Here is a 20,230-nt window from a genome sequence, read left to right as displayed (position 1 = left end):
TATCGGTTCCGCACGACGCGGGTATCGACGGCCGTCGAACCCCGAACGCGACCGAGTGGACGAACGTCTCGTCGACGGGCGAATCGAGGGGTCGGAGGTGAACGTTCGTGAAATACGTCTCGAATCCAAACCGCCTTATGGGTGTGCCACAGACAACCACGGCAATGGCAGTACGAGTCGGTATCCTCGGCGCGACCGGTGCGGTCGGACAGCGATTCATCCAACTCCTCGACGGGCACCCCACCTTCGAACTCGCATCGTTGACCGCGAGCGAAGACAGCGCGGGCAAGACGTACGCCGACGCGGCGAAGTGGCGCGTCAACACGCCCATCCCCGAGGACGTGGCCGAGATGGAAGTCGACCCGACGGCGCCGGACGCCGTCCCCGACGACGTCGACCTCCTCTTCTCTTCGTTGCCCTCCGGCGTCGCCACGGAGGTCGAACCCGAGTTCCTCCAGGCGGGCTACGTCGTCTCCTCGAACTCCTCGAACGACCGGATGGCGCCCGACGTGCCGCTGACCATCCCCGAGGTGAACCCCGAGCATCTGGACCTCATCGAGGTCCAGCGAGACGAACGCGGGTGGGACGGCGCACTCGTGAAGAACCCGAACTGCTCGACCATCACGATGGTGCCGACGCTGGCCGCCCTCGACCAGTTCGGCCTCGAAGAGGTCCACGTCTCCACCCTGCAGGCCGTCTCCGGCGCTGGCTACTCCGGCGTCACGTCGATGGAGATAATCGACAACGCCATCCCGCACATCGGGGGGGAGGAGAACAAGATGGAGACCGAATCGAGGAAGCTCCTCGGCGAGTTCGACGGCGTGGACGTGAGCCTCCACGAGATGGACGTCGCCGCCTCCTGCAACCGCATCCCGACGCTCGACGGCCACCTGGAGAACGTGTTCGCCGAGACGACGGAGGAGGTGACGCCCGAGGAGGCCAAGGAGGCGATGCGCGAGTACCCCGGCGTGGACCTCCACAGCGCGCCGGAGCAACTCATCCACGTCTTCGACGACCCCTCGCGGCCGCAGCCCCGTCTGGACCGCGAACGCGGCGACGGCATGCAGGTGTCGGCGGGCGGGGTTCAGGAGACGGCCGCGGGTATCAAGTACAACTGCCTCGCGCACAACACCATCCGCGGCGCGGCCGGTGCCTCCCTCCTGAACGGCGAACTGCTGGTCGAGGAAGGCTGGGTCTGAGCGTCCCACGCCCTCCGGTCGGACCCCGCGGCGTCGCAGAGCGAACGCCGCGGTGAGACTCCCCCGCCGTCAGCCGCGTGGCGATGTCGGAGGCGTGGCGGAGACGCGAGTAATCATACCATTAGGGACAGGTAGTCGCGAATGTCGAATCGCTGACTGTTGGGAAGGCGGTTACCATACTCCGATCCAACTCCGAGACGTGATTATGATACCGCTCCGCAATATCGGCTGAGTGAGAATATCCGTAACCGCCGTCGTTCGTCGTCTCGGCACTCTCTCGCCCTCTTTCAGGTTAAAAATTTTTGTCGGAAGATAATACAGTTTCACATACACTATAACAATATATTGGTCAACCATCCGTCAGGAAGTGGGGGGGGACCCCGCAACAACCTATGACAGACGAAAATTCAGCGTCAGACAGGGGGACAGGCCGGCCGCGTATCGACCGTCGAACGGTCCTGAAGACGGGTGCAGCACTGGGTGCCGCAGCGATGCTCCCTCTCGCTGCGAGGCCGACGGCGGCCGTCGACCTGGAGTCGGACGGGTTCAAACTCAACGACCTCGGGTGGCAGGATATCGACATAGAGGACGCGATACCCGGCGTCATGGAGTCGTCCGGGAGGCGTCAGGGGGGACCGTACTACAGGATAGAGATGCGGCGGGGGACGCACCGGCACCACCCCGCCATGGACCCGACCCCCGTCTGGGGGTACAAAGGACCGAGCGACTCGGAGGGTCAGTTCCCGGGGAAGACCATCGAGGGCCGCGTGAACCAACCGATGAAGGTCGAGTTCGTCAACGAACTCCCCGAGAGTCACCTCTTCGACGTCGACACGGGAGTCCACGGGACGAAACTGTCGGACTACAGCGACCGATATCCGGAGTGGGCCGACCAGTTTGCAGGCCCAGACGAATTCCCGGAGGTCCGGGCGGTGACGCACGCCCACGGCCTCCACGTGGAGTCCGCGAGCGACGGCCTCCCAGAGCAGTGGACGTCGCCGGACGGCATCGAGGGACCGCAGTTCGTCAAGGACGTCTACGATTACACGAGCCGACAGGACCCGGCGACGCTGTGGTATCACGACCACGCCCTCGGCCTGACGCGTCTCAACGTCTACGCCGGACTCGCCGGCTTCTTCCTCCTCCGAGGTCCGCAGGAGGAGCGACTCGGCCTCCCCAGCGGTGACAAGGAGGTCCCGATTCTCTTCCAGGACCGGGCGTTCGAAGGAGAACCGGGCGACGGGACCCCCGACAGGTACCAGTACCCCTCAAACTTCCAAGCCGAAGTCTCCGGCGACGTCTCAGTGGTCAACGGGCAGGCGTGGCCCAGATTCGACGTCGACCCGGGTCAGTACCGGTTTAGGTTCCTCAACGGGTCGAACGGGCGGTTCTTCAACATCCGACTGGAGGCCGAGGACGGCGGAGACCCGCCGACGATGTACCAGATTGGGACCGACCTCGGGTTCCTCAGGGACGTGGTGCCCATCGGGCCGGCCGAAACCACGAAGTCGCTTCTCCTCGGACCGGCCGAACGCGCCGACGTCATCGTCGACTTCTCCGACTTCGCCGGCGAGACGCTGACGGTCACGAACGACGCCGACTTCCCGTTCCGGAGCCCCGGTGCGTCGACCGGCACCGGCGGCGCGGGTCTCCCCGAACTGGCGCAGTTCCACGTGCGCACCGGTGACCCACAGGACCCCGCGGTCGACCCGACGTCGCTCCGCCTCCCCGGTCCCGAGCGGTTCGAGGAGAACGCGACGGTGCAGACCCGGCAGATGGGGCTGGACACGGGGTCGCTGAACGGACTGGACACCCACTTCCTCGACGAGGAGGGCGGCCGACCCGCCCCGGGCGAACACTGGGGCGACCCCATCCTGACCAGGCCCCAACTCGGTACGACCGAGATCTGGGAACTGGAGAACCGGACCGGCGACGCCCACCCCATCCACCTGCACCTCGTCGACTTCCAAGTCGTCGGCAGGGGGCAAGACGGGACCGACGCGCCGGACCCGACCGAACAGGGGAACAAGGACACCGTCAAGGTGTACGCCGGCGAGACTGTCCGTATCATCACCCGGTTCGGGAACTTCACCGGCCGGTACGTCTGGCACTGCCACCTCCTCGAACACGAGGACCAGGAGATGATGCGTCCCTACGAAGTCGTCACGGGGGAACGCGAGTAAGTCCGACACCGGACGGAACGAGACGATGCGTGGCGAGAGACGCGGGCCGACGTGTAGGTCCCGTCCGGCCCGGCCGTCGAGTCGTCTCGCGGGCACAGACTGATACCCGCACGGCACCTTCGCTTCCCGGTATGAGTTCCGACGAGAGCGGGCGCGTCGTCGTCGTCACCGGAGCGAACGAGGGTATCGGGTACCACCTGCTGGCGTCGTTGCTCGACGACGGCTACCGGGTCGCCGGCCTCGACGTCGCCACCGACGAACTCGAATCGCTCCGGGAGGCCCGTCCCGACCGGGTGGACGTCCGCGACTGCGACGTGACCGCGGACGACGACGTCCGCGCGGCGATGGACGCGGTGGTCGACCGGTGGGGCCGCGTCGACGTCCTCGTCAACAACGCCGCGGTGTTCACGTTCGGGCCGTTCGAGGCGCAGACCCTCGACGACACGCGCCGCGAGTTCGAGGTGAACTACTTCGGCTACGTTCGGACGATACGAGCGGTCCTCCCCCATATGCGGGCCCAGGAGGAGGGGCGCATCCACAACGTGAGTTCCGGCGCGGGACTCGTCGGCCACCCGGGGCTCTCCGGATATGCGTCCACGAAGGGGGCGGTAGAGGCGCTCACGCGGTCGCTCAGGTTGGAACTGCGGAACGAGAACGTCTGGTGTACGGTGATGCACCCGCCGTTGACGAACACGCGGTCTGCGGCCACGCTGGGCTACCCCGACGCGTTCCTGAGCGACCCCGCCGAGGTCGGCCGCAAACTCGCCGAGAAGGTGGAGTCGACGGGTCCGGTCGTCGCGGCCGACTGGAAGACGAAGGCGGGGTTGTGGCTCTCGAAGCGGTTCCCCTCCCTCGTCGAACGCGGGACCGAGCGGTTCGTGGAGTAGGGACCGAGCGGGTGCGTCGGAGTCGACTCGCGAGGGCCCCGAGCGGTTCCGACGCGGGGGCGCGTCAGACCACCCGATTCGTGAAGTCGTCTTCGCCCGCGTCCAGTTTCTCGACGTTCTCGGCGACGATGTCGGCCATACGCTCCCAGTACTTCGGCGTGTGACCCGCGTTGTGGGGCGTGATGAGGACGTTGTCGAAGCCCCACAGTTCGTGGTCCTCCGGGAGCGGTTCGGGGTCGGTCACGTCGAGGGCGGCGCCGCGGATGGCGTTCCCGCGCAGGGCGTCGAGGAGTGCCTCGGTGTCGACGACGGGGCCGCGGCCGACGTTGACGAGGACGGTGTCGGGGTCCATCGTCTTGAACGCGTTCGCGTCGAGGAGGCCCCGCGTCGTCTCCGTCAGGGGGCAGGCGACGACGACGTACTCCGACCGCGCGAGGGCGTCGTGGAAGCCCTGTTCGTCGTCGAAGCCGACCACCTCGTCCGTCGGCCCGCCCTTCTCGGGCGTGTAGCGGACGCCGACGGTCTCCACCCCGAAGGCGTCGAGGCGGTCCACGATGGCCTCTCCGAGAGCGCCCAGTCCGACGACGGTCACCGTCGACCCCTGCAGTTCGGTCGTCTGATACGACCGCCACTCGTTGCGTTCCTTCTGGCGCCACGCGACGTGGAACCGGCGGGCGAACGCGATGAGACTCCCGACGACCTGTTCGGCGATGTTCGGTCCGTGGACGCCCGCGGCGTTCGTGACGGCGACGCCCTGCTCCTCGAACGCCTCCATCGAGAGGTGACCCGTGCCGGCGAACACGCAGGCGAACAGTTCGAGGTTCTCCGCGTCCGCGAGGACGTGTTCCGGGATGGAGAACCCGGTGGCGACGGGCGCCTCCCGCAGCAGTTCTCGTTCCTCCACGGGTGTGCGTGCGCGGACGACGTTCTTCCGGTCGGGAAGCCGTTCTCGGAGCGTCTCCGCGTACCCCTCGGACGGCAGTCCGTGTATCTTCTGTCGAAGCACCACGACGTCCGGCGACTCGTCTGCGCTCATCTGTGTCACCGTTTCGGAACCGCACACAAATGTCCTCCTGCTTCGGTGGCGAGTCACGTCGCCGGCCGAGAACGTGTCTTCGGGCCGAACAAATACGTTAAGCGGTGTCACGGTGAGATAGCCGTGACGCGCCGTGCCAACGCTCTCAGTACCGACGTCGTACGCGCTCGCACACGTACTCTCGGCGACCGTGGCCGCCGCTATCGGGCTGTGGGTCCTCCGGCGGGCCGACGTGACGGGGTCGAAGACGTTCGCCGCGCTGATGGGTGTGGACGTGGCGTGGGTCCTCGCTTCGGCCGTCGAGGTGGTCTCGGCCGATGCCGCCGTCGTCTCCGTCGCGGCCGTCGCCCGCACGGTCCTCTCTCTGACCGCCGTCGTCGTCTGGTTCCGGTTCGCCTCGGTCTACAGCGGTCGGCGCGACGTGCGCCGGGACCCGTGGTTCGTCGTCGCCGTCGTCGGCTACCTCGGTCTGGTCGGATTCGTCCTCACCACGGTGACGCCGTCGGTGACGACGGACGCGCCGTTCGCGCACGCCGTGAGCCGGGGCGGTCCGGTCACCGTCGCGGGGACGCTGTTCTCCGCGGCCTGCATCCTCGCCGGCATCGGCCGCGTCGGGTCGGTGTTCCTCCGGTCCCGACACCGCGCCGGGACGGCGGTCCTCCTCCTCGCCGCCACCGCCGCCGCCGCGACGCTCCCGCGGGCCGCGGCGGCGGTGGGCCAGGTGCCCGTCCCGACGTTCGACCACACCGCCCTCGGCGTGGGCATCTTCACGGCCGGCGCGGCCGCCGCCGTGTTCGGCGACGGCTTCCTCAGTATCGACCCGGTCGCCCGCGACGTCCTGTTCGAGCAGTTCACCGACCCGGTCGTCGTCGTGGACGAACGCGACCGAGTGCTCGACCACAACGCCGAGGCGGAGGCGCTCTGCGAGCGACTCGGGACCGCCGGCGCGGTGGGGGAACGCTACGAACGCGCCTGTCCGGTCCTCGCCGCGGTAGCCCCTCTCTCGGCGCTGGAAGACGGACGCCCCCGAGAGGTCACGGTTCGGGTCGCGGACGAACGCCGCCACTACTCCGTCCAGCGGACGCCGCTCCCGCCGCGGTCCGGCGTCGGGTCCACCGTCGTCTTCACCGACGTGACCGACCTCGTCACCTACCGGCGCGAACTGGAGCGCCAGAACGAGCAACTCGACCAGTTCGCACAGACGGTGACGCACGACCTGCGGAACCCCCTGAACGTCGCGCAGGGGTACCTCGAACTCCTCGCCGACGACGTCGCGCCCGCCGAGGCGCGCGGTGCGGCCGACGGCGAGACCGTCAGGGAGCGATTTCGGGCGGTCACGAACGCCCACGCTCGGATGCAGGAGATAGTCGAGGACCTCCAGATGCTCGCGCGGAAGGGCAAGTCGGTCGAGGAGACCGAGCGACTCCGGTTCGGCGAGGTGGCCGAGGCGGCGTGGGCCACCGTCCGGACCGACGACGCGACGCTCACGGTCGCTCGCGACGGGGACGTGGTCGCCGACCGGTCTCGCCTCCTCAGCATCTTCGAGAACCTGTTCGGCAACAGCGTCCTCCACGCCGGTCGGGGGGTGACCGTCGAGGTGGCGGTGGCCGACGGCGGGTTTCGCGTCGCCGACGACGGCCCCGGCATCCCGAGCAAGGAACGCGACGTGGTGTTCGAGTACGGCTACACGACCTCTCGCCGCGGGAACGGGCTGGGACTCTCCGTCGTCAGGACGATGGCCGAGTCGCACGGGTGGACGGTGTCCATCGCCGACGCCGACGCCGGCGCGCGGTTCGTCTTCGACGGCGCACTCACGGTACCCGACACGGTGGGCGACGGCGGACCCGGCGCGGCCGAGGGGGTCGGCAACGCCGAGTTCGTCGCGGGCGACGCGTCCGCGTCCGACGACGAATCCGACCCCGACGACGCCTCGGCCACGGGGCCGTGACAGTCCGGCCCCGATGCCAGTTCAGGGGGTTTAATAGCGAACCGGCGAACGAGTAGCGATATGGAGCGATTCGACGTTGCAGTCGTCGGCGGCGGCCCCGCCGGGTCGGCCGCCGCACACGCCGCCGCGGAGTCGGGCGCGTCGGCAGTGGTGTTGGAGAAGGGGGTTCCGCGGGCGGACCGCCCCGACCGCCTCGGTCCCGACTCGACGGACGCCGCGGGGATTCTCGACTACTGGGTGGACATCATGGGCATCCACCCCGACGAGATGCCGGACGACGTGGTCGTCTCGACGCTGGACCGCGCGGAGTTCATCGGCCCGAACGAGTCGCTGGTCCTCCACAAGACCGGGTTCGACACCTCCTACGACCACTTCGGGTTCTGCATGCACCGCGCGCGGTTCGACGACTTCCTCCGCGACCGCGCGGAGTCCGCTGGCGCGGAGTACCGCGTGAAGGCCTCCGTCCGCGACGTGGTGACGGACATCGAGGGGTCGCCGCGACACACCGTCCGCCTCGCGAACGGGGAGGACGTCGCCGCCGACTTCGTCGTCCTCGCCGACGGCCCCCAGCGACAGATTACGAACAAGGTGCTCGACCGGTTCCTCTCGTTCGACGTGACGGACCGACTGGCGACGACGAAGGTGAACCACATCGCCTACCAGGAACACCGTCGCCTCCCCGAGGACGTCGCCCGGGAGGTGGAGGGCGCCATCAAGTTCTGGTGGGGGTACATGCCCGGTCACACGGCCTACCCGTGGATATTCCCGAACGACGACAACGTGGCCCGCATCGGCCTGACGATGCCCATCGGGATGGACCTCTCCGCGGTGGAGGCCCGCGAGAAGTACAAACTCCTCCGCGACTCCGACGAGCGAATCCCGCAGGGCAGAGAGTACGTCCGGCGCTTGCTCGAACAGGAGTACGGCGACGAGTACGACGTCGAGACGGACTTCCCCGTCGTCGAGGACCGCGGGAAGTCGAAGGGGACGGAGACGTACGCCATCTCCTCGACCCGTCCCATCGACTCGCCGACTGCGGCGGGCATCGCCGTGGTCGGCGGCGCGATGGGCGCAACCTCGGCGTTCCACGAGGGCGGCGACCACACCGCCGTCCGCACGGGCGCCATCGCGGGCGAACTGGCGGGCGCGGGCGACCTCTCGGCGTACAACGACCGCTGGAAGGAGGCCATCGGCGACGAGGTGCGCCGCAACGTCGCGTTCGCGGACATCGTCTGCGACTACGGTCCCGACGACTGGGACCGGTCGTTCGCCGCCGCGCGGAAGATGATGGAGGCGAGTTCGTCGGACAAACTGTTCAATCTCGACGTCGGTACCGTCCGGGCGGGCCTGTCTGTGGGCCGACTGGCGACGCGGTTCAAGAAGGCGAAGTACAAGTTCCGCGGCGACCGGTACGTCCAGTTGTTCGCGGACGAGTACACGGTCTGACCGGCCGTCCGCCGCAGACGGTGCCGAGTCGGAACCCCCTTTATCGTCGGCCGTCTATCTTCGACCGCACACCACTAGTCCCCGCCCGAGTTGTCCCACTACGGGAGCGATGAACAGGCGGAGAACCCAGGTGTGCGACAGTACGGACGTCCGCGCCGAAAAGACGGACCGCCTGACACGAGGGTTTCCCGGCCGACGCGGCACGCCGCCTCGGGATGACGCCGGCCGTTAGTGTCTCGGGCGACACTTCCTTCCATCGCGGAGATGCGTCTGCGATCGTATCGATATCGCCAGCGATGCGTCCGAAGAAACGACGTTTCCGAACGGTGGTTCGGAACAGTTCCGAATACGGCGCACGCGGTCAGCATCCACCGACGCGCACACTCTCAACCAAGGAATCGTCGCGTACCGAACAGGGGTCTTTCGCCCTGTCTCTGTCAGAAAGTGCTCCGTTCTCTCTCGTGCGAACGGCGCTTCAGGCCGCCTTCGGCGCGACGCCGGTCTTCGGGGCGATCCCGTCGTGCGGGGGGCCGACCACGAAGATCTCGCTCACAGCAAGTCCAGCCCGCTCACTGTGCGTGCGAAGCGTCGCTTCGGAGTCTGCGTCGTACCGGCACATCGTTGCGCCGATCAATCCGTCCCCGTTGAGGAACGTCTGAGAGCCGAGATACGATATCGGGACGCCCTCGGTTCGCAGTTGCTCGATAGCGTCGCCCGAACTGTCAACCGCCTGCTCCAACTGCTCGCTCGTTATTCCCGCTTCGAACTCGCGCAACACGTCGTAGTTAGTCATAGTACGTTCTGAGAAGGTACGATCAGCGCTCGTGTTCTCGCATACTAATATGTCATCTAAGGTATTAAAGGTTGGTTATATTTATTCGGAGATTCATTATATTCATCCGAGTGTCGTACGGAGCACGACCGAGGAGATGCCGTTCGGAATCGCTCTGAGAGAGTGGTCCCTTGCGACGCGGAGCCCGTTCGTCACGACAGACCCGTTCGCTTCCACTGCTCGCCCGAGAGCGCACCATTCATCCTTTCGGCCCTCGTCTCGGCAGTGTGACCGAGACGATTCGAGGTGACGTGCTGCACGTCGTCCCCCCGGACGAACTGGACGACCAGGACTTGGAGCCGGGGCTCCGAGAGTTGGCCGAGTCCCGGTACGTGCTCGTGCTCCGGCGCGGCGGTCACCCCTCGATACTGGACCTCATCTGGGCGTTCCTCCGTCGCAACCCCATCGAGGCGGTGACCGTCGTGACCGACCAACGCGTCGAGGAGGGCGAGGAAGTCACGCTGGCCGTCGAGGAGACGGCGATGCCGGGCGTCTACGTCACCGCGGCCGCCGAGGGAGACGCGTAAGCGCGGCCGGCGTCGGCGCTTAGTCCCCGCGGGACCGCCGGGAGCGACGGGCGCGGACGGTCGCGGTTATCGCCCGCCGATACCGGGCGGCCAGCGTCCCCACCACGAGGCGGTCGCGGTCGTTGACGCCGAGCGACACGAGAGTACCGACGTACGTCGCGGCGCCCAGCAGGAGTCCGACGGCGACGCCGGCGTGTCCGGGCAGCGTCTCGCGGAGGAGGAGCATCACCGCTCCCGCCGCGACGCCGGCGCCGAGCGGTTTGAGGAACGTCGCGTCGAACGGCCACAGCCCCTCGAAGCGCCGCAGGAGGACGACCTGAACGCCGTTCTGGACGGCGATGGCGACGGCCGTGCCGAGCGCCGCCCCCGGCAGGCCGAACGCCTCGACGAACGCGAACGTGAGAAGCGTGTTCAGCACGGCCAACAGCCAGTCCAGCGCCATCCGGGCGTACTGGTGGTCGGTCATCATCAGCAGCCAGCCCGTCGCACCGACGGCGCTCCCGACCAGCACGCCGCCGAGGTAGACCACGAGCGGCACGTACCCGGCCGTGAAGTTCGGGCCGAACGCGGCCAGAACCGCCCGCCCGTAGACGACCAGCACGGCGAGAATCGGGACGACGCAGGTGACGATGAGGCGCGTCACCGCCGTGTACACCGCGTCGAGCGTGTCCATCTCGTCGTCGGCGTACAGCCTCGACGCGACCGGCGGCAGGAGCATGTTGAACGAGAGGAGCGGAATCCACGCCAGCGACACCAAGACGAGCACGACGTTGTAGACGCCCGCCGCGCTCGCGGTCAGCAGGAACCCCACCAGCATCACGTCCACGCGGTTCTGGAACACCTTGCCGAGGCTGCTCAGCGCGATGGGTCCCGAGTGGTTGTAGAACCGCCGCGCCTCCGCGCGCAGGCCGCCCAGCGCGGGTCGGATGCCGGTCGCCGAGACGACTATCGGGAACCCCGCGAGCGCGAGGGCGGCCATCCCGACGACGAACGCGCCGGCGACGCCGACGACCGAGTAGCCGACGACCACCGCGCCCGCGGCGCCCGCCAGTCTGACTGCCGGGCGGAGGACGCGGTTGAACAGCACCTCGCCGCGGGCCGACCGCACCGCCCTGAGGACGCCGGCGTGAACCCTGACCACCCCGACGAGGACCACCAGCACCGCGAACAGACCGACCGTCGGCGGGAAGTCCGGATGCGAGACCGTCGCGTCGTTGAGCCACCCGCTACCGAGAATCAACCCGCCGGCGAGTCCGACGCCGACGACGAGCGTCGTCAGATACGCCAGTCCGACCACCCGCCCTCGTCGGTCCGAATCCTCGCCGTCGGCCGAGAGGTACCGCTGGAGCGTCTGGACCGACCCGAAGTTCACGAGCCGAAACAGCAGTTGCGTGATTCGCCACGCGAACGCGTAGACGCCGTAGACGACCGGCCCGAACCCCTGCGCGAGCACGTACTCGGTCGCCGTCGTCACCGCTCGTTGGAGGGACTGGCCGCCGGAGGTGACGACCGCGCCGTGACCGATAGTCAGCAACGCCTCGCGTTCGTCGTCTGGGATTCCGTCCTCGGGTGTCTCGGTCGCCACTGTCGCGTCCGCGTGTGTTCGTGAGACCCCAGATAAGTCGTCTGATTCCGCTCGCCGGTCCCCTCGGCCGTCGCTCGACTCAGTCGCTCGCCGTCGCCGGTCGCCGACAGAACCGCGCGAAGTTCTCCAGCGTCCGCGTCGCCGTGGAGTCGTCGAACGAGTGCTCGGTCTCCGTCCAGTAGTCGCTGTACTCCGGGCGGATTTCGGGCGTGAACTCGGGGTGGTACTGGACGGTCCAGACGGGGCGCTCGCGGTGACGCGTCGCGAAGTACTCGTTGTAGTCGGCGGTCCCCACGACGTCCATCCCCTCGCCCGGTTCGGTCACGACGTCGGAGTGGAGGACCGGAACGACGGGCTCGACGCCCTCGAACAGGGGGACGTCCGCCAGCGACGCTTCGACGAGGCGGCCCCGGGACTCTCCGCTGTCGACGACGGTACCCCCGAGAACCTCGTTCACCAGTTGGTGGCCGAAGCAGATTCCGAGCAGGGGAATCCCCTCGTCGAGAGCGCGCTCGACGTACGCCTTCTGGCGCGTGATCCACGGCTGGTCGGGTTCGTCGTAGACGCCGGCCCCGCTTCCGCCGACGACCACGCCGTCGACGCCCTCGAACGACGGGTCGGCCTCGCCGTTCGGATAGTTGTACGTCTCCACGTCCTCTCCGGGCAACAGACGGGCGACTTCGCCGGCCATGTACCCGCCTTCGACCGCGTTGTCCAGTACCAGTATCACGTCGTCCCTCGTTCGAGGCCCGGCACCATCATTCGTCCGGTCCGGGCGAACGAGGGGACGCCGGCCGGTGGACGGCCGGCGGCGACCGACCCCCACGCGTCGGACTCAGACCATGTCGCTCCCGCCCGTGTACGAGAAGTGGGCGGTGAGGTCCATCGTCGACAGCATCCCGACGACGCCGTCGTCGTCGGTGACCGGGAGGTGGTGGATGCCGTTGCCGAGCATCCGGGCGGCGGCGTCCGACAGCGAGTCGCGAACGCTGATGGTGACGACCCGTTCGGTCATGTACTTCGAGACTGTCACGTCGTCGCCCGCCGCGGTGTCGGCCGCGAACTCGGCGAGGTCGGTGGTCGTGAACATCCCGACCGGTTGGTCGTCCCCGTCGACGACGACGAGCGAGCCGACGCCCTGCTCCAGCAGCCTCGTTGCGGCGTCCGCCACCGTCTCGTCGGCCGTGACGGTGTGGACGCCGGACGTCATCAGCCGCGCGACCGGAGTTCGTTTCTGTTCCATGTCAACACGGATGTCGGAGAGCCGCTAATAACTGTCGGGGGAGTGAGGGGACCTCCCGGCGTCGGTCGCCCGGCGACGCCGCGCGGGGGCGTCCGTATCCGGCCGACGCGACCGGAGGGCACCCGTCGCCGACGCCGACGGACTCAGTACCCCGCCGCGGTCGGGCTGAAGTCGAGGAGTTCGACCGCGCCCAGCGTCAGCGCGTCGGGGCGGTAGTCACCGCTCGGCGGGTGGTAGCCCGAGGCCTCCAGCACGGCGGCGACCACCGCCTGTCGCTCGGCGCGAACCGCCATCGCCGCCTCGACGGACTCGACGCCGTGGGCAGCGCAGTAGACGCCGGTTATCTCCCAGCTGTGGTCCTCGTAACACGACAGCCCCACGGTCACCCGGTCGCCCGACCGAAGCGTCGTCTCGGGACAGCGCCGGCAGTCGACGGTGGCGCTCGCGTAGTCCTGCTCGACGGCGAGGCTCTCGACGACGAGTCCGGTGAACCGCCGGCGGAGGTCCCCGCCCGCGTCGGCGTCCCCTGCCATGCGGGGTGGTAGGGGGGCCGGAGAGATATAGCGACGTGGTCGCGGGGCGGTGTTACAGTCCGGCGACGTCTTCGATGGCGTCGGTCAGCCGCCGTATCGACTCGACGTCGTGTTCGCCCATGTGACCGATGCGGAACGTCTTCTCGCCGAGCGTCGACCCGTAGCCGTTCGAGAACGCCATGTCGTACCGCTCGGAGACCTCTTCGATGGTCGCTGCGACGTCGATGCCCTGCGTATTCTCGATGCAGGCCACCGTCTGGGACTCGTACCCCTCCTCGGGGAACATGGCGAAGTGTTCGCGGGCCCACTCGCGGGTGTACTCGGCCATCTCGCGGTGCCGCCGGTCGCGCCCCTCGTGGCCCTCCTCCAGCATGTGCTTCATCTGCTTGCGGTAGGCGAGCATGATGGGGATGGCCGGCGTGGAGTGCGTCTGGCCCTTCCGGTCGTAGTAGTCGAGCGAGCGCTGGAAGCCGCCGTACCACGACGCGGACTCTTTCTCCAGTTCGCGGTCGTAGGCGTCGTCGCTGACGACGCAGACGGCGAGACCCGGCGGCATCGCGAACGCCTTCTGCGTCGACGCGAAGATGACGTCGATGCCGTGTTCGTCGATGTCGACGTAGTCGCCGCCGAGCGACGACACCGCGTCGACGACGAAGTAGGTGTCGGGGTACTCGGCGACGACGTCGCCGATCTCCTCTATGGGGTTCCGGACGCCGGTGGAACTCTCGTTCATCACGCAGGCGACGACGTCGTACTCCCCGTCGCTCCGTTCGAGGGCGTCGCGCACGTCCTCGGGCTTGACGGCCTGCCCCCAGTCGTACTCCAATCGGTCGACGTTTTTGCCCAACCGCTCGGCCACGTTGGCGTGTCGCTCGCTGAAGCTCCCGCAGGTCGCCACGAGGATGTTCTCGTCGACGAGGTTGAGCGTCGACGCCTCCCAGAACTCCGTTCCCGACGCCGTCAGGACGACGACGTCGTTGTCGGTGCCGAGGAACTCCTTGGTGTCCTCGACGATGGTCGTGTAGAGGTCCGTCATCCGGTCCATCCGGTGTCCGAACATCGGTTGGCACATCTCCTCGACGACGTCCTCGCGCACCTCAGTCGGACCCGGGATGTACAGCGTCTTGTCGGGGTAGTCGTCCGTGTATTCGCGTTTCTCGGTCACGTAGTCCACCTGATACGGGTCTCTGCGTCGCGTGGTTGCATGGTACTTTTGATTCGGGCCAGAACGGCGCTCTCGACGGGCGAACTCGCTGCGCGCTTTCGGGGGCGGCCGAACCTCACCGTGTCCCGGAGACGCCGGTGATCTCGAACCGCGCGCCCCCCTCGGCGCTCTCGGTCACGGCGATGCGCCACCCGTGCGCCTCGGCGACCTGTTGAACGATGCTCAGTCCGAAGCCCGTCCCCTCCCTGGAGGTGGAGAAGCCGGCGTCGAACACCGAGTCGCGGTCCTCGGGCGGGATGCCCGCCCCGTCGTCCTCGACGTAGAACCCGTCGTCGAGGTCGCCGACGGTGACGGTCACGTCGTCGCCGCCGTGTTCCACCGCGTTCCGGACGAGGTTCTCCACCAACTGCTGGAGGCGGCTCCGGTCGGCGCGAACCGTCCGCGCCGCTTCGACCGAGAGCGTCGCGCCTGCCGTGTCGACGTTCTGCCAGCAGCGGTCGGCGAGGTCCGCGAGGTCCACCGACGACAGGTCGCCGACGGCGTCGCCCTCGCGGGCGAGCGTCAGCAGGTCGTCGATGAGGGTGAGACTCCGGTCCAGCGCGTTCGCGGCCGGGTCGAGGTGCTCCGTGTCACACTCCTCGCGTGCCAGTTCGACGCGGCCCTGCACCACGTTGAGCGGATTCCGGAGGTCGTGTGAGACCACGCTCGCGAACTCGTTCAGCCGCTCGTTCTGTCGCTGTAGTTGTTCCTCCCGCTCCTTCTGCTCGGAGACGTCCCGGTACGTCCACAGGTGCCCCGTCCCGTCGGCGAGTTCGATGGGCTCGTAGCTCCGGGCGTACGTCCGCCCGTCCGCGAGCGTCAACTCCTCGTCGTGGACCGGTTCGCACGCCGCGATTATCTCGTCGATTCGCTCGGTGAACCGGGACGCGTCGGCGAACAGGTCGCTCACGTCTCCCGCGACCCGCGCGCAGTCTTCGCCGAGAACTTCGTCCGGCGAGCGGTCCATCTCGAACAACTCGAACAGGCGCTGGTTGGCCGCGAGGACGCGTCGGGAGGCGTCCTCCGCGATGACGCCGACGGGGAGGGTCTCGACGAGCGTCGACAGCAACGCGTTCGTCCGTTCGAGGTCCGACTCGCGCCGCTTCCGTTCGGAGATGTCTCGGCTGATGACCACGAACCGGACGGAACCGGACAGGTCGAGCCGTCTGACGTGTACCTCGACGGGGAACGTCGACCCGTCCTTCCGCCGGTAGACACCTTCCAACTTCCGGCGCTCGCCGCGTTCCATCTCCTCCCACAGCGAGTGCGCCTCCTCGGGGTCGATGGTCTGATCGAGGTCCCAGACTTTCATCCCGGAGAGTTCCGACTCGTCGTAGCCCGTCTCCGCGCACAGGTGGGGATTCGGGTCGGTGATGTTCCCCTCGGTGTCGTGGATGTTTATCATGTCGGGCGACTCCTCGAACAGGGCCTTGAGGCGGGCGGTGGTCTCTCGGAGCCGTTTCTCGCGCCGTTCGCGCTCGGTGATGTCCTGAAACAGCGAGAAGACGGCGACGACTGCGCCGTCCTCGTCGGTGACGACGCGGTTGTGGTACTCGCAGATTATCCGTTCGCCGTCCTTCCGGACGTTCTCGTCGACGCTGTGGTACCCGCCGCTGGCCGCCGCCAGTTCGTCGGTCACCGTGTCGACGTTCTCGTAGCTCTCTTCGGCCACTATCTCCTCCCAGGAGTGACCCCGCAACTCCTCCTCGGAGTAGCCCAGAATCTCCTCTGCCTTGGGATTCAGGCGGACGATTTCGAAGTGCTCGTCGTACTCGATGACGCCGAGCGGGGACTGTTCGATGAACAGCGAGAGACGGCGCTGGCTGGCTTCGAGCGCGGACCGGGAGCGGTACTGCTCGACGGCGTTCTCGATGCGGTTCGCGAGGACGGCGTACTGCCCGGTGCCGCCCTCCTTCTGCAGGTAGTCGGTGACGCCCGCGGAGATGGCCTCGCTGGCGACTTCCTCGCTTCCCTTCCCCGTGTAGAGGATGAAGGGGAGGTCGCTGTACTCCTCTCGGACCGCTTCGAGGAGTTCGATGCCGTTCTGACCCGGCATCTCGTAGTCGGAGACGACGCAGTCGAACGCCTCGGCCGCGAGTCGGTCCAACCCCTCGGTCGCGCTGGTCACCGCCTCGACGCTGAACCGGTCGTTCTCGCGTTCGAGGAAGGTCGCTGCCAGGTCCGCGAAGTTCGGTTCGTCGTCCACGTGGAGGACGCGGATCGTCTCGCCTGTCTCGTTCATCTTATCTGATATTGGTAGCGTCTCACGCGGCCCCGAGTTAAGCGTTGATGACGGCTCGCCGACGTTCGACGGCGTTCGACTACGGCTCGGGTCCACGCGTCTGTCAGCGTTTCGCCGCGAGGCGGCCGGCCGTCGCACGGGTCCCCGCGTCGCTCTCCTCGTCGAACAGCCGTTCGCCGAGTTTCCGCTCCGCGGCCCGGAGGTGCTGCAGGAACGTCGACTGGGAGATGTCCATCAGGGCCGCGGCGTCCTCGCCGCTGGTCTCGCGCGGCCAGTCGAAGTAGCCCGCGAAGTGGGCCGTCTGGAGCGCTTCCAGTTGCCGCTCCGTGAGTCGGTCCTCGAGGGCGGCGCGGAACTCGCCTCGGGTCTCGGTCGAGCGCTCGCGTTCGCGCTGTGCGATCAGGTCGGCGTCGGGGTGGCGGGCGCGCACCGCCTCGACGACGCTGCCGACGGACGCGCTCTGCGGCATCTCGGCGGTGACGCGGCCGCCGGCGGCGTCCGCCGAGAGCGAGTCGACCACGCAGTTGCGGTCGGCCAGCGTGGTCACGACCGACGCGTCGGAGACGGCGAATCGGACGACTGCGGCCTCGTCGCCGTCCGACAGGACCTGCGCGGACTCGAACCGCGGGTCCGCGGCGGCGGCGTCGCAGACGGCGTCTGCGTCCGCGCCCCGGACGGTGACGTACTCGACGGGAGCGCCGTCGGCGGCGACCGAGAGCCGGTCGAGTTCGAGTTCGCAGTCGAGGCCGGCCGCGAGTTCGAACAGCGGACCGGCGTCGGGCGGGAGTCTGAACGTGAGTTCGGTCACCCGGTCGGCGACCAGCGACTGCTTGCTCTCGGCCGCGTCGACGGCGTAGCCGATGGTCTCGCCGAGTTCGTCGAGGACGGACGGGTCGACGGCGTCGAGGGCGTCGGCGTCGGCCGCGTGGACGACGAGCGCGCCGTAGGAGACGTCCCGATAGGTGAGCGGGATGGCGAGCGTCGCCGCCGACCCCGCCGGGGCGAACCCGTCGTCGCCGTCGCCCGTTCGAGCGACGGCGGTCACGCCCTCGGTCAGCGCTCGGTCCACGGGCGTCTCCCCGTCGGCGTCGTTCAGGGCCGCGACGACGGCGTCGAGGCTCTCGGCGTCGATGCCGGCGTGCGTGCGCTCCCGGACGGCGTCGTTGACCATGTTCCGGGTCGCGACCCACGCGGCGTCGTAGGGGTCGGTCGCGGCGAACTGCTCGCAGGCCGCGCGCTCGACGTCGTCTCGGTCGTCCGCCTGAACGAGGCGGCGGTTGACCTCCCGGAGCACCTCGTTCGTGTCGTTGAGGTGTTCGAGTCGCTCTTTCTGCTCGCGGATGCGGAGTTCGCGCTCCTTGCGTTCGGTCACGTCGGTGTCGACGGCGACGAACCGGTCCACCTCGCCCGCGTCGTCGGTGATGGGGGCGACGGTCATGTCCACCCAGCAGAACTCCCCGTCGCGTCGCTCGTTGATTATCTCGCCGTCCCAGACCTCCCCGTCGGTTATCGTCGCCCAGAGGTCCTCGTAGAAGTCGTCGTCGTGTTCGCCCGACTTCCAGAGGCTGGGGTCCTCGCCGACGACGCCCTCGGGGGCGTAGCCGGTCACCGTCTCGACGGCGGGGTTGGCGTACTCGATGGTGCCGTCGGTGTCGGTGAGGAAGATGGCGTGGCCGGCGTGTTCGACCGCCTTCCGGAAGCTTCGAAGCTCCTCGTTGGTCTCTCGGAGTCGCGCCTTGATGCGGTCCTCCTCGGAGACGTACCGCGAGAGGTAGTGGACCGTCGCGACGGCGAGGACGCTGACCAGGAGTCCCGGCAGTTCCGCGAGTCCGGTGGCCGTCGTCGCCATCGCGGTCCAGACCTGCCGCGCCGCCATCAGCGCGAGCATGCACGTGAGGAACGCGAACCGGCGGTCACGGCTCCGAGAGAGGAGCGCGAGCGAGTAGCCGACGCCGCCGAGACGGAGTGCGATCGAGGCCGCCAGCAGCGGGTTCACGGCCATCGCGTCCACCTCCCCGTCGGCGTCGAGCGAGTGCGCTGCATACCGTAGCGTCGCGACGCCACCGGCTAAAACCCGATACGGGATTTTCACGCCGTTGGAATCGGGTTCCTGAACCCGTCTCGCCGCTCGCGACGCCCGATACGCTCTCTCGGGGAGGCCGTTCCCGCTGATTCGGGTCACCCCCGGCCCAAACAGTATGGGTACCCGAAGGTGGGGGGTCTCGCCCCGTCTCGACGCACCCAACAGTATCGGTAGTACGCTCAGCCCCCTGGGGCGTCTCCGTCTACACGTGATGAACTCGAACCAGACGCGGCGCGAACGCCCGCCGGGAGGTGGCGGCCGATGAGCGGAGTCGACGAGTCGGCCGAACCGACCCGCACGCCCTCGGTGCCGGACACGGCCACGCTCGACCGGATGGTCGACGCGGAGGCGGCCGACCCCGAGGCGGAACTCGCGAAGACCGAGTACAGCACCGACCTCGGCGTCGCGATGGCCGAGGACGCGAAACGCGTCGCCCGCGGGGAACTCTCGGGCGACGACTACTGGGAGAAGTACGACCGGGCCGCGGAAGCCGAATTCGGGGACGACTACCGCGAGACGCCGAACCCGGCCATCGACGGCGACGGCCAGACCGTCTCCCGGGAGACGGCCGAGGGACTGGGCTGTGCCGTCGGGTCGATGGACTCCGTCGCGGCGTCCGTCGAGAGCGAGGACGGCCCGGACGGCGACGAGAAGTGGGGCATGGTCATCGACCTGCAGAAGTGCGTCGGCTGCGACTCCTGTACGGTCGCGTGCAAGGCCGAGAACCGGACGCCGCCGGGCGTCTCCTACAACGTCGTGATGGAGGAGGAACACGGCGAGTTCCCGAACGTCACGCGGACGAACGTTCCGCGCCCGTGCATGCAGTGTGAGAACCCGCCGTGCGTGCAGGTTTGCCCGGTGTCGGCGACGTACAAGATGGACAACGGCGTCGTCAACGTGGACTACGACCGCTGTATCGGCTGTCGGTACTGCATGATCGCCTGCCCGTACGGCGCGCGCTACTTCGACTTCGGCGAGAACTACGACGACGAGGTGACGGGAAGCGGCGAGGTGACCAGTCCGGAGTACGGCGTGGACCGCGGCCCCCGCGAGGGCGGCGAGTCCCCGGTCGGCAACGTCCGGAAGTGCAGCATGTGCATGCACCGGTTGAACCGCGGCGAGGAACCAGCCTGCGTCGAGACGTGCGTGGGCGACGCCCGCAACGCGGGCGACCTGAACGACCCCGACAGCGACGTGTCGGAGATGGCCGACTCCACCCGGTCGTTCCAACTCAAGGAGTCCGAGGGGACCGACCCCAACGTCTACTACCTCAAATAGGACC

General features: G+C 68.2%; 16 protein-coding genes. 7 read left to right on the top strand and 9 right to left on the bottom strand.

All coding sequences use genetic code 11. The annotated features are described in order from the left end of the window. The first annotated feature begins 164 nt into the window (after positions 1-164). The 3 genes from asd to BM310_RS11295 all read left to right on the top strand — a co-directional run bounded on the left by asd (position 165) and on the right by BM310_RS11295 (position 4,269). On the top strand, positions 165-1,199 hold the full coding sequence (gene asd / locus BM310_RS11305) for an aspartate-semialdehyde dehydrogenase (protein ID WP_089807759.1): 1,035 nt from the start codon (positions 165-167) through the stop codon (positions 1,197-1,199). Between the two features lie 392 nt (positions 1,200-1,591). Next, positions 1,592-3,382: a multicopper oxidase domain-containing protein gene (locus tag BM310_RS11300; protein ID WP_089807757.1), complete on the top strand. Its 1,791-nt coding sequence runs from the start codon at positions 1,592-1,594 to the stop codon at positions 3,380-3,382. A gap of 131 nt (positions 3,383-3,513) precedes the next feature. Continuing rightward, on the top strand, positions 3,514-4,269 hold the full coding sequence (locus BM310_RS11295) for an SDR family NAD(P)-dependent oxidoreductase (RefSeq protein ID WP_089807755.1): 756 nt from the start codon (positions 3,514-3,516) through the stop codon (positions 4,267-4,269). 64 nt (positions 4,270-4,333) lie between these two features. On the opposite strand, the gene BM310_RS11290 is transcribed toward BM310_RS11295, so the two are convergent. Next, positions 4,334-5,305, bottom strand: coding sequence for a D-2-hydroxyacid dehydrogenase (locus BM310_RS11290; RefSeq protein ID WP_089807753.1), 972 nt, complete (start codon positions 5,303-5,305; stop codon positions 4,334-4,336). A 133-nt stretch (positions 5,306-5,438) separates the two neighbouring features. Between BM310_RS11290 and BM310_RS11285 the strand changes: the two genes are divergently transcribed. Together BM310_RS11285 and BM310_RS11280 are read left to right on the top strand one after the other, a co-directional pair. Then, positions 5,439-7,253: a sensor histidine kinase gene (locus BM310_RS11285; RefSeq protein ID WP_089807751.1), complete on the top strand. Its 1,815-nt coding sequence runs from the start codon at positions 5,439-5,441 to the stop codon at positions 7,251-7,253. A gap of 60 nt (positions 7,254-7,313) precedes the next feature. Then, a complete protein-coding gene (locus BM310_RS11280) occupies positions 7,314-8,699 on the top strand; it encodes an NAD(P)/FAD-dependent oxidoreductase (protein WP_089807749.1) in 1,386 nt (461 codons plus the stop codon). A 475-nt stretch (positions 8,700-9,174) separates the two neighbouring features. Here the strand turns inward: BM310_RS11280 and BM310_RS11275 are convergent, their stop codons facing one another. Next, positions 9,175-9,492, bottom strand: a complete 318-nt coding sequence (locus BM310_RS11275) for a nickel-binding protein (protein WP_089807747.1) — start codon at positions 9,490-9,492, stop codon at positions 9,175-9,177. A 266-nt stretch (positions 9,493-9,758) separates the two neighbouring features. On the opposite strand from BM310_RS11275, the gene BM310_RS11270 reads away from it, so the two are divergent. Further along, positions 9,759-10,058 (top strand): DUF7526 family protein, encoded by a 300-nt coding sequence (locus BM310_RS11270; RefSeq protein WP_089807745.1) that lies wholly within the window; start codon positions 9,759-9,761, stop codon positions 10,056-10,058. A gap of 19 nt (positions 10,059-10,077) precedes the next feature. Here the strand turns inward: BM310_RS11270 and BM310_RS11265 are convergent, their stop codons facing one another. The 7 genes from BM310_RS11265 to BM310_RS11235 all read right to left on the bottom strand — a co-directional run bounded on the left by BM310_RS11265 (position 10,078) and on the right by BM310_RS11235 (position 18,867). Further along, positions 10,078-11,643 (bottom strand): lipopolysaccharide biosynthesis protein, encoded by a 1,566-nt coding sequence (locus tag BM310_RS11265; RefSeq protein ID WP_089807743.1) that lies wholly within the window; start codon positions 11,641-11,643, stop codon positions 10,078-10,080. Positions 11,644-11,722: 79 nt separating this feature from the next. Then, positions 11,723-12,373 carry a type 1 glutamine amidotransferase gene (locus tag BM310_RS11260; protein ID WP_245778480.1) on the bottom strand — a complete coding sequence of 217 codons (651 nt, stop codon included), beginning with the start codon at positions 12,371-12,373 and terminating at the stop codon, positions 11,723-11,725. A gap of 105 nt (positions 12,374-12,478) precedes the next feature. Further along, positions 12,479-12,886: a CBS domain-containing protein gene (locus BM310_RS11255; protein ID WP_089807741.1), complete on the bottom strand. Its 408-nt coding sequence runs from the start codon at positions 12,884-12,886 to the stop codon at positions 12,479-12,481. A gap of 143 nt (positions 12,887-13,029) precedes the next feature. After that, the gene (locus BM310_RS11250; RefSeq protein WP_089807739.1) at positions 13,030-13,419 is read right to left on the bottom strand and encodes a hypothetical protein; all 390 of its coding nucleotides are present in this window, start codon (positions 13,417-13,419) and stop codon (positions 13,030-13,032) included. A 52-nt stretch (positions 13,420-13,471) separates the two neighbouring features. Then, entirely contained in the window at positions 13,472-14,584 is a 1,113-nt protein-coding gene (locus tag BM310_RS11245; RefSeq protein ID WP_089809182.1) for a pyridoxal-phosphate-dependent aminotransferase family protein, read from the bottom strand. Between the two features lie 115 nt (positions 14,585-14,699). Then, a complete protein-coding gene (locus BM310_RS11240; RefSeq protein ID WP_089807736.1) occupies positions 14,700-16,865 on the bottom strand; it encodes a hybrid sensor histidine kinase/response regulator in 2,166 nt (721 codons plus the stop codon). A 103-nt stretch (positions 16,866-16,968) separates the two neighbouring features. After that, positions 16,969-18,867, bottom strand: a complete 1,899-nt coding sequence (locus BM310_RS11235; protein WP_245778479.1) for a bacterio-opsin activator domain-containing protein — start codon at positions 18,865-18,867, stop codon at positions 16,969-16,971. Positions 18,868-19,209: 342 nt separating this feature from the next. On the opposite strand from BM310_RS11235, the gene BM310_RS11230 reads away from it, so the two are divergent. Continuing rightward, the gene (locus tag BM310_RS11230; protein ID WP_089807734.1) at positions 19,210-20,226 is read left to right on the top strand and encodes a 4Fe-4S dicluster domain-containing protein; all 1,017 of its coding nucleotides are present in this window, start codon (positions 19,210-19,212) and stop codon (positions 20,224-20,226) included. The last annotated feature ends 4 nt before the right edge of the window (positions 20,227-20,230 follow it).

The organism is Halogeometricum rufum, from assembly GCF_900112175.1.
Lineage (GTDB): Archaea > Halobacteriota > Halobacteria > Halobacteriales > Haloferacaceae > Halogeometricum > Halogeometricum rufum.
This window is presented reverse-complemented; position numbering and strand designations above follow the sequence as displayed.

Bases quoted from the DNA above. Each gene is read 5' to 3' on its own strand.
- asd (WP_089807759.1), top strand. From the start codon at position 165: ATGGCAGTACGAGTCGGTATCCTCGGCGCGACCGGTGCGGTCGGACAG.
- BM310_RS11300 (WP_089807757.1), top strand. From the start codon at position 1,592: ATGACAGACGAAAATTCAGCGTCAGACAGGGGGACAGGCCGGCCGCGT.
- BM310_RS11295 (WP_089807755.1), top strand. From the start codon at position 3,514: ATGAGTTCCGACGAGAGCGGGCGCGTCGTCGTCGTCACCGGAGCGAAC.
- BM310_RS11290 (WP_089807753.1), bottom strand. From the start codon at position 5,305: ATGAGCGCAGACGAGTCGCCGGACGTCGTGGTGCTTCGACAGAAGATA.
- BM310_RS11280 (WP_089807749.1), top strand. From the start codon at position 7,314: ATGGAGCGATTCGACGTTGCAGTCGTCGGCGGCGGCCCCGCCGGGTCG.
- BM310_RS11275 (WP_089807747.1), bottom strand. From the start codon at position 9,492: ATGACTAACTACGACGTGTTGCGCGAGTTCGAAGCGGGAATAACGAGC.
- BM310_RS11255 (WP_089807741.1), bottom strand. From the start codon at position 12,886: ATGGAACAGAAACGAACTCCGGTCGCGCGGCTGATGACGTCCGGCGTC.
- BM310_RS11250 (WP_089807739.1), bottom strand. From the start codon at position 13,419: ATGGCAGGGGACGCCGACGCGGGCGGGGACCTCCGCCGGCGGTTCACC.
- BM310_RS11240 (WP_089807736.1), bottom strand. From the start codon at position 16,865: ATGAACGAGACAGGCGAGACGATCCGCGTCCTCCACGTGGACGACGAA.
- BM310_RS11235 (WP_245778479.1), bottom strand. From the start codon at position 18,867: ATGGCCGTGAACCCGCTGCTGGCGGCCTCGATCGCACTCCGTCTCGGC.
- BM310_RS11230 (WP_089807734.1), top strand. From the start codon at position 19,210: ATGAGCGGAGTCGACGAGTCGGCCGAACCGACCCGCACGCCCTCGGTG.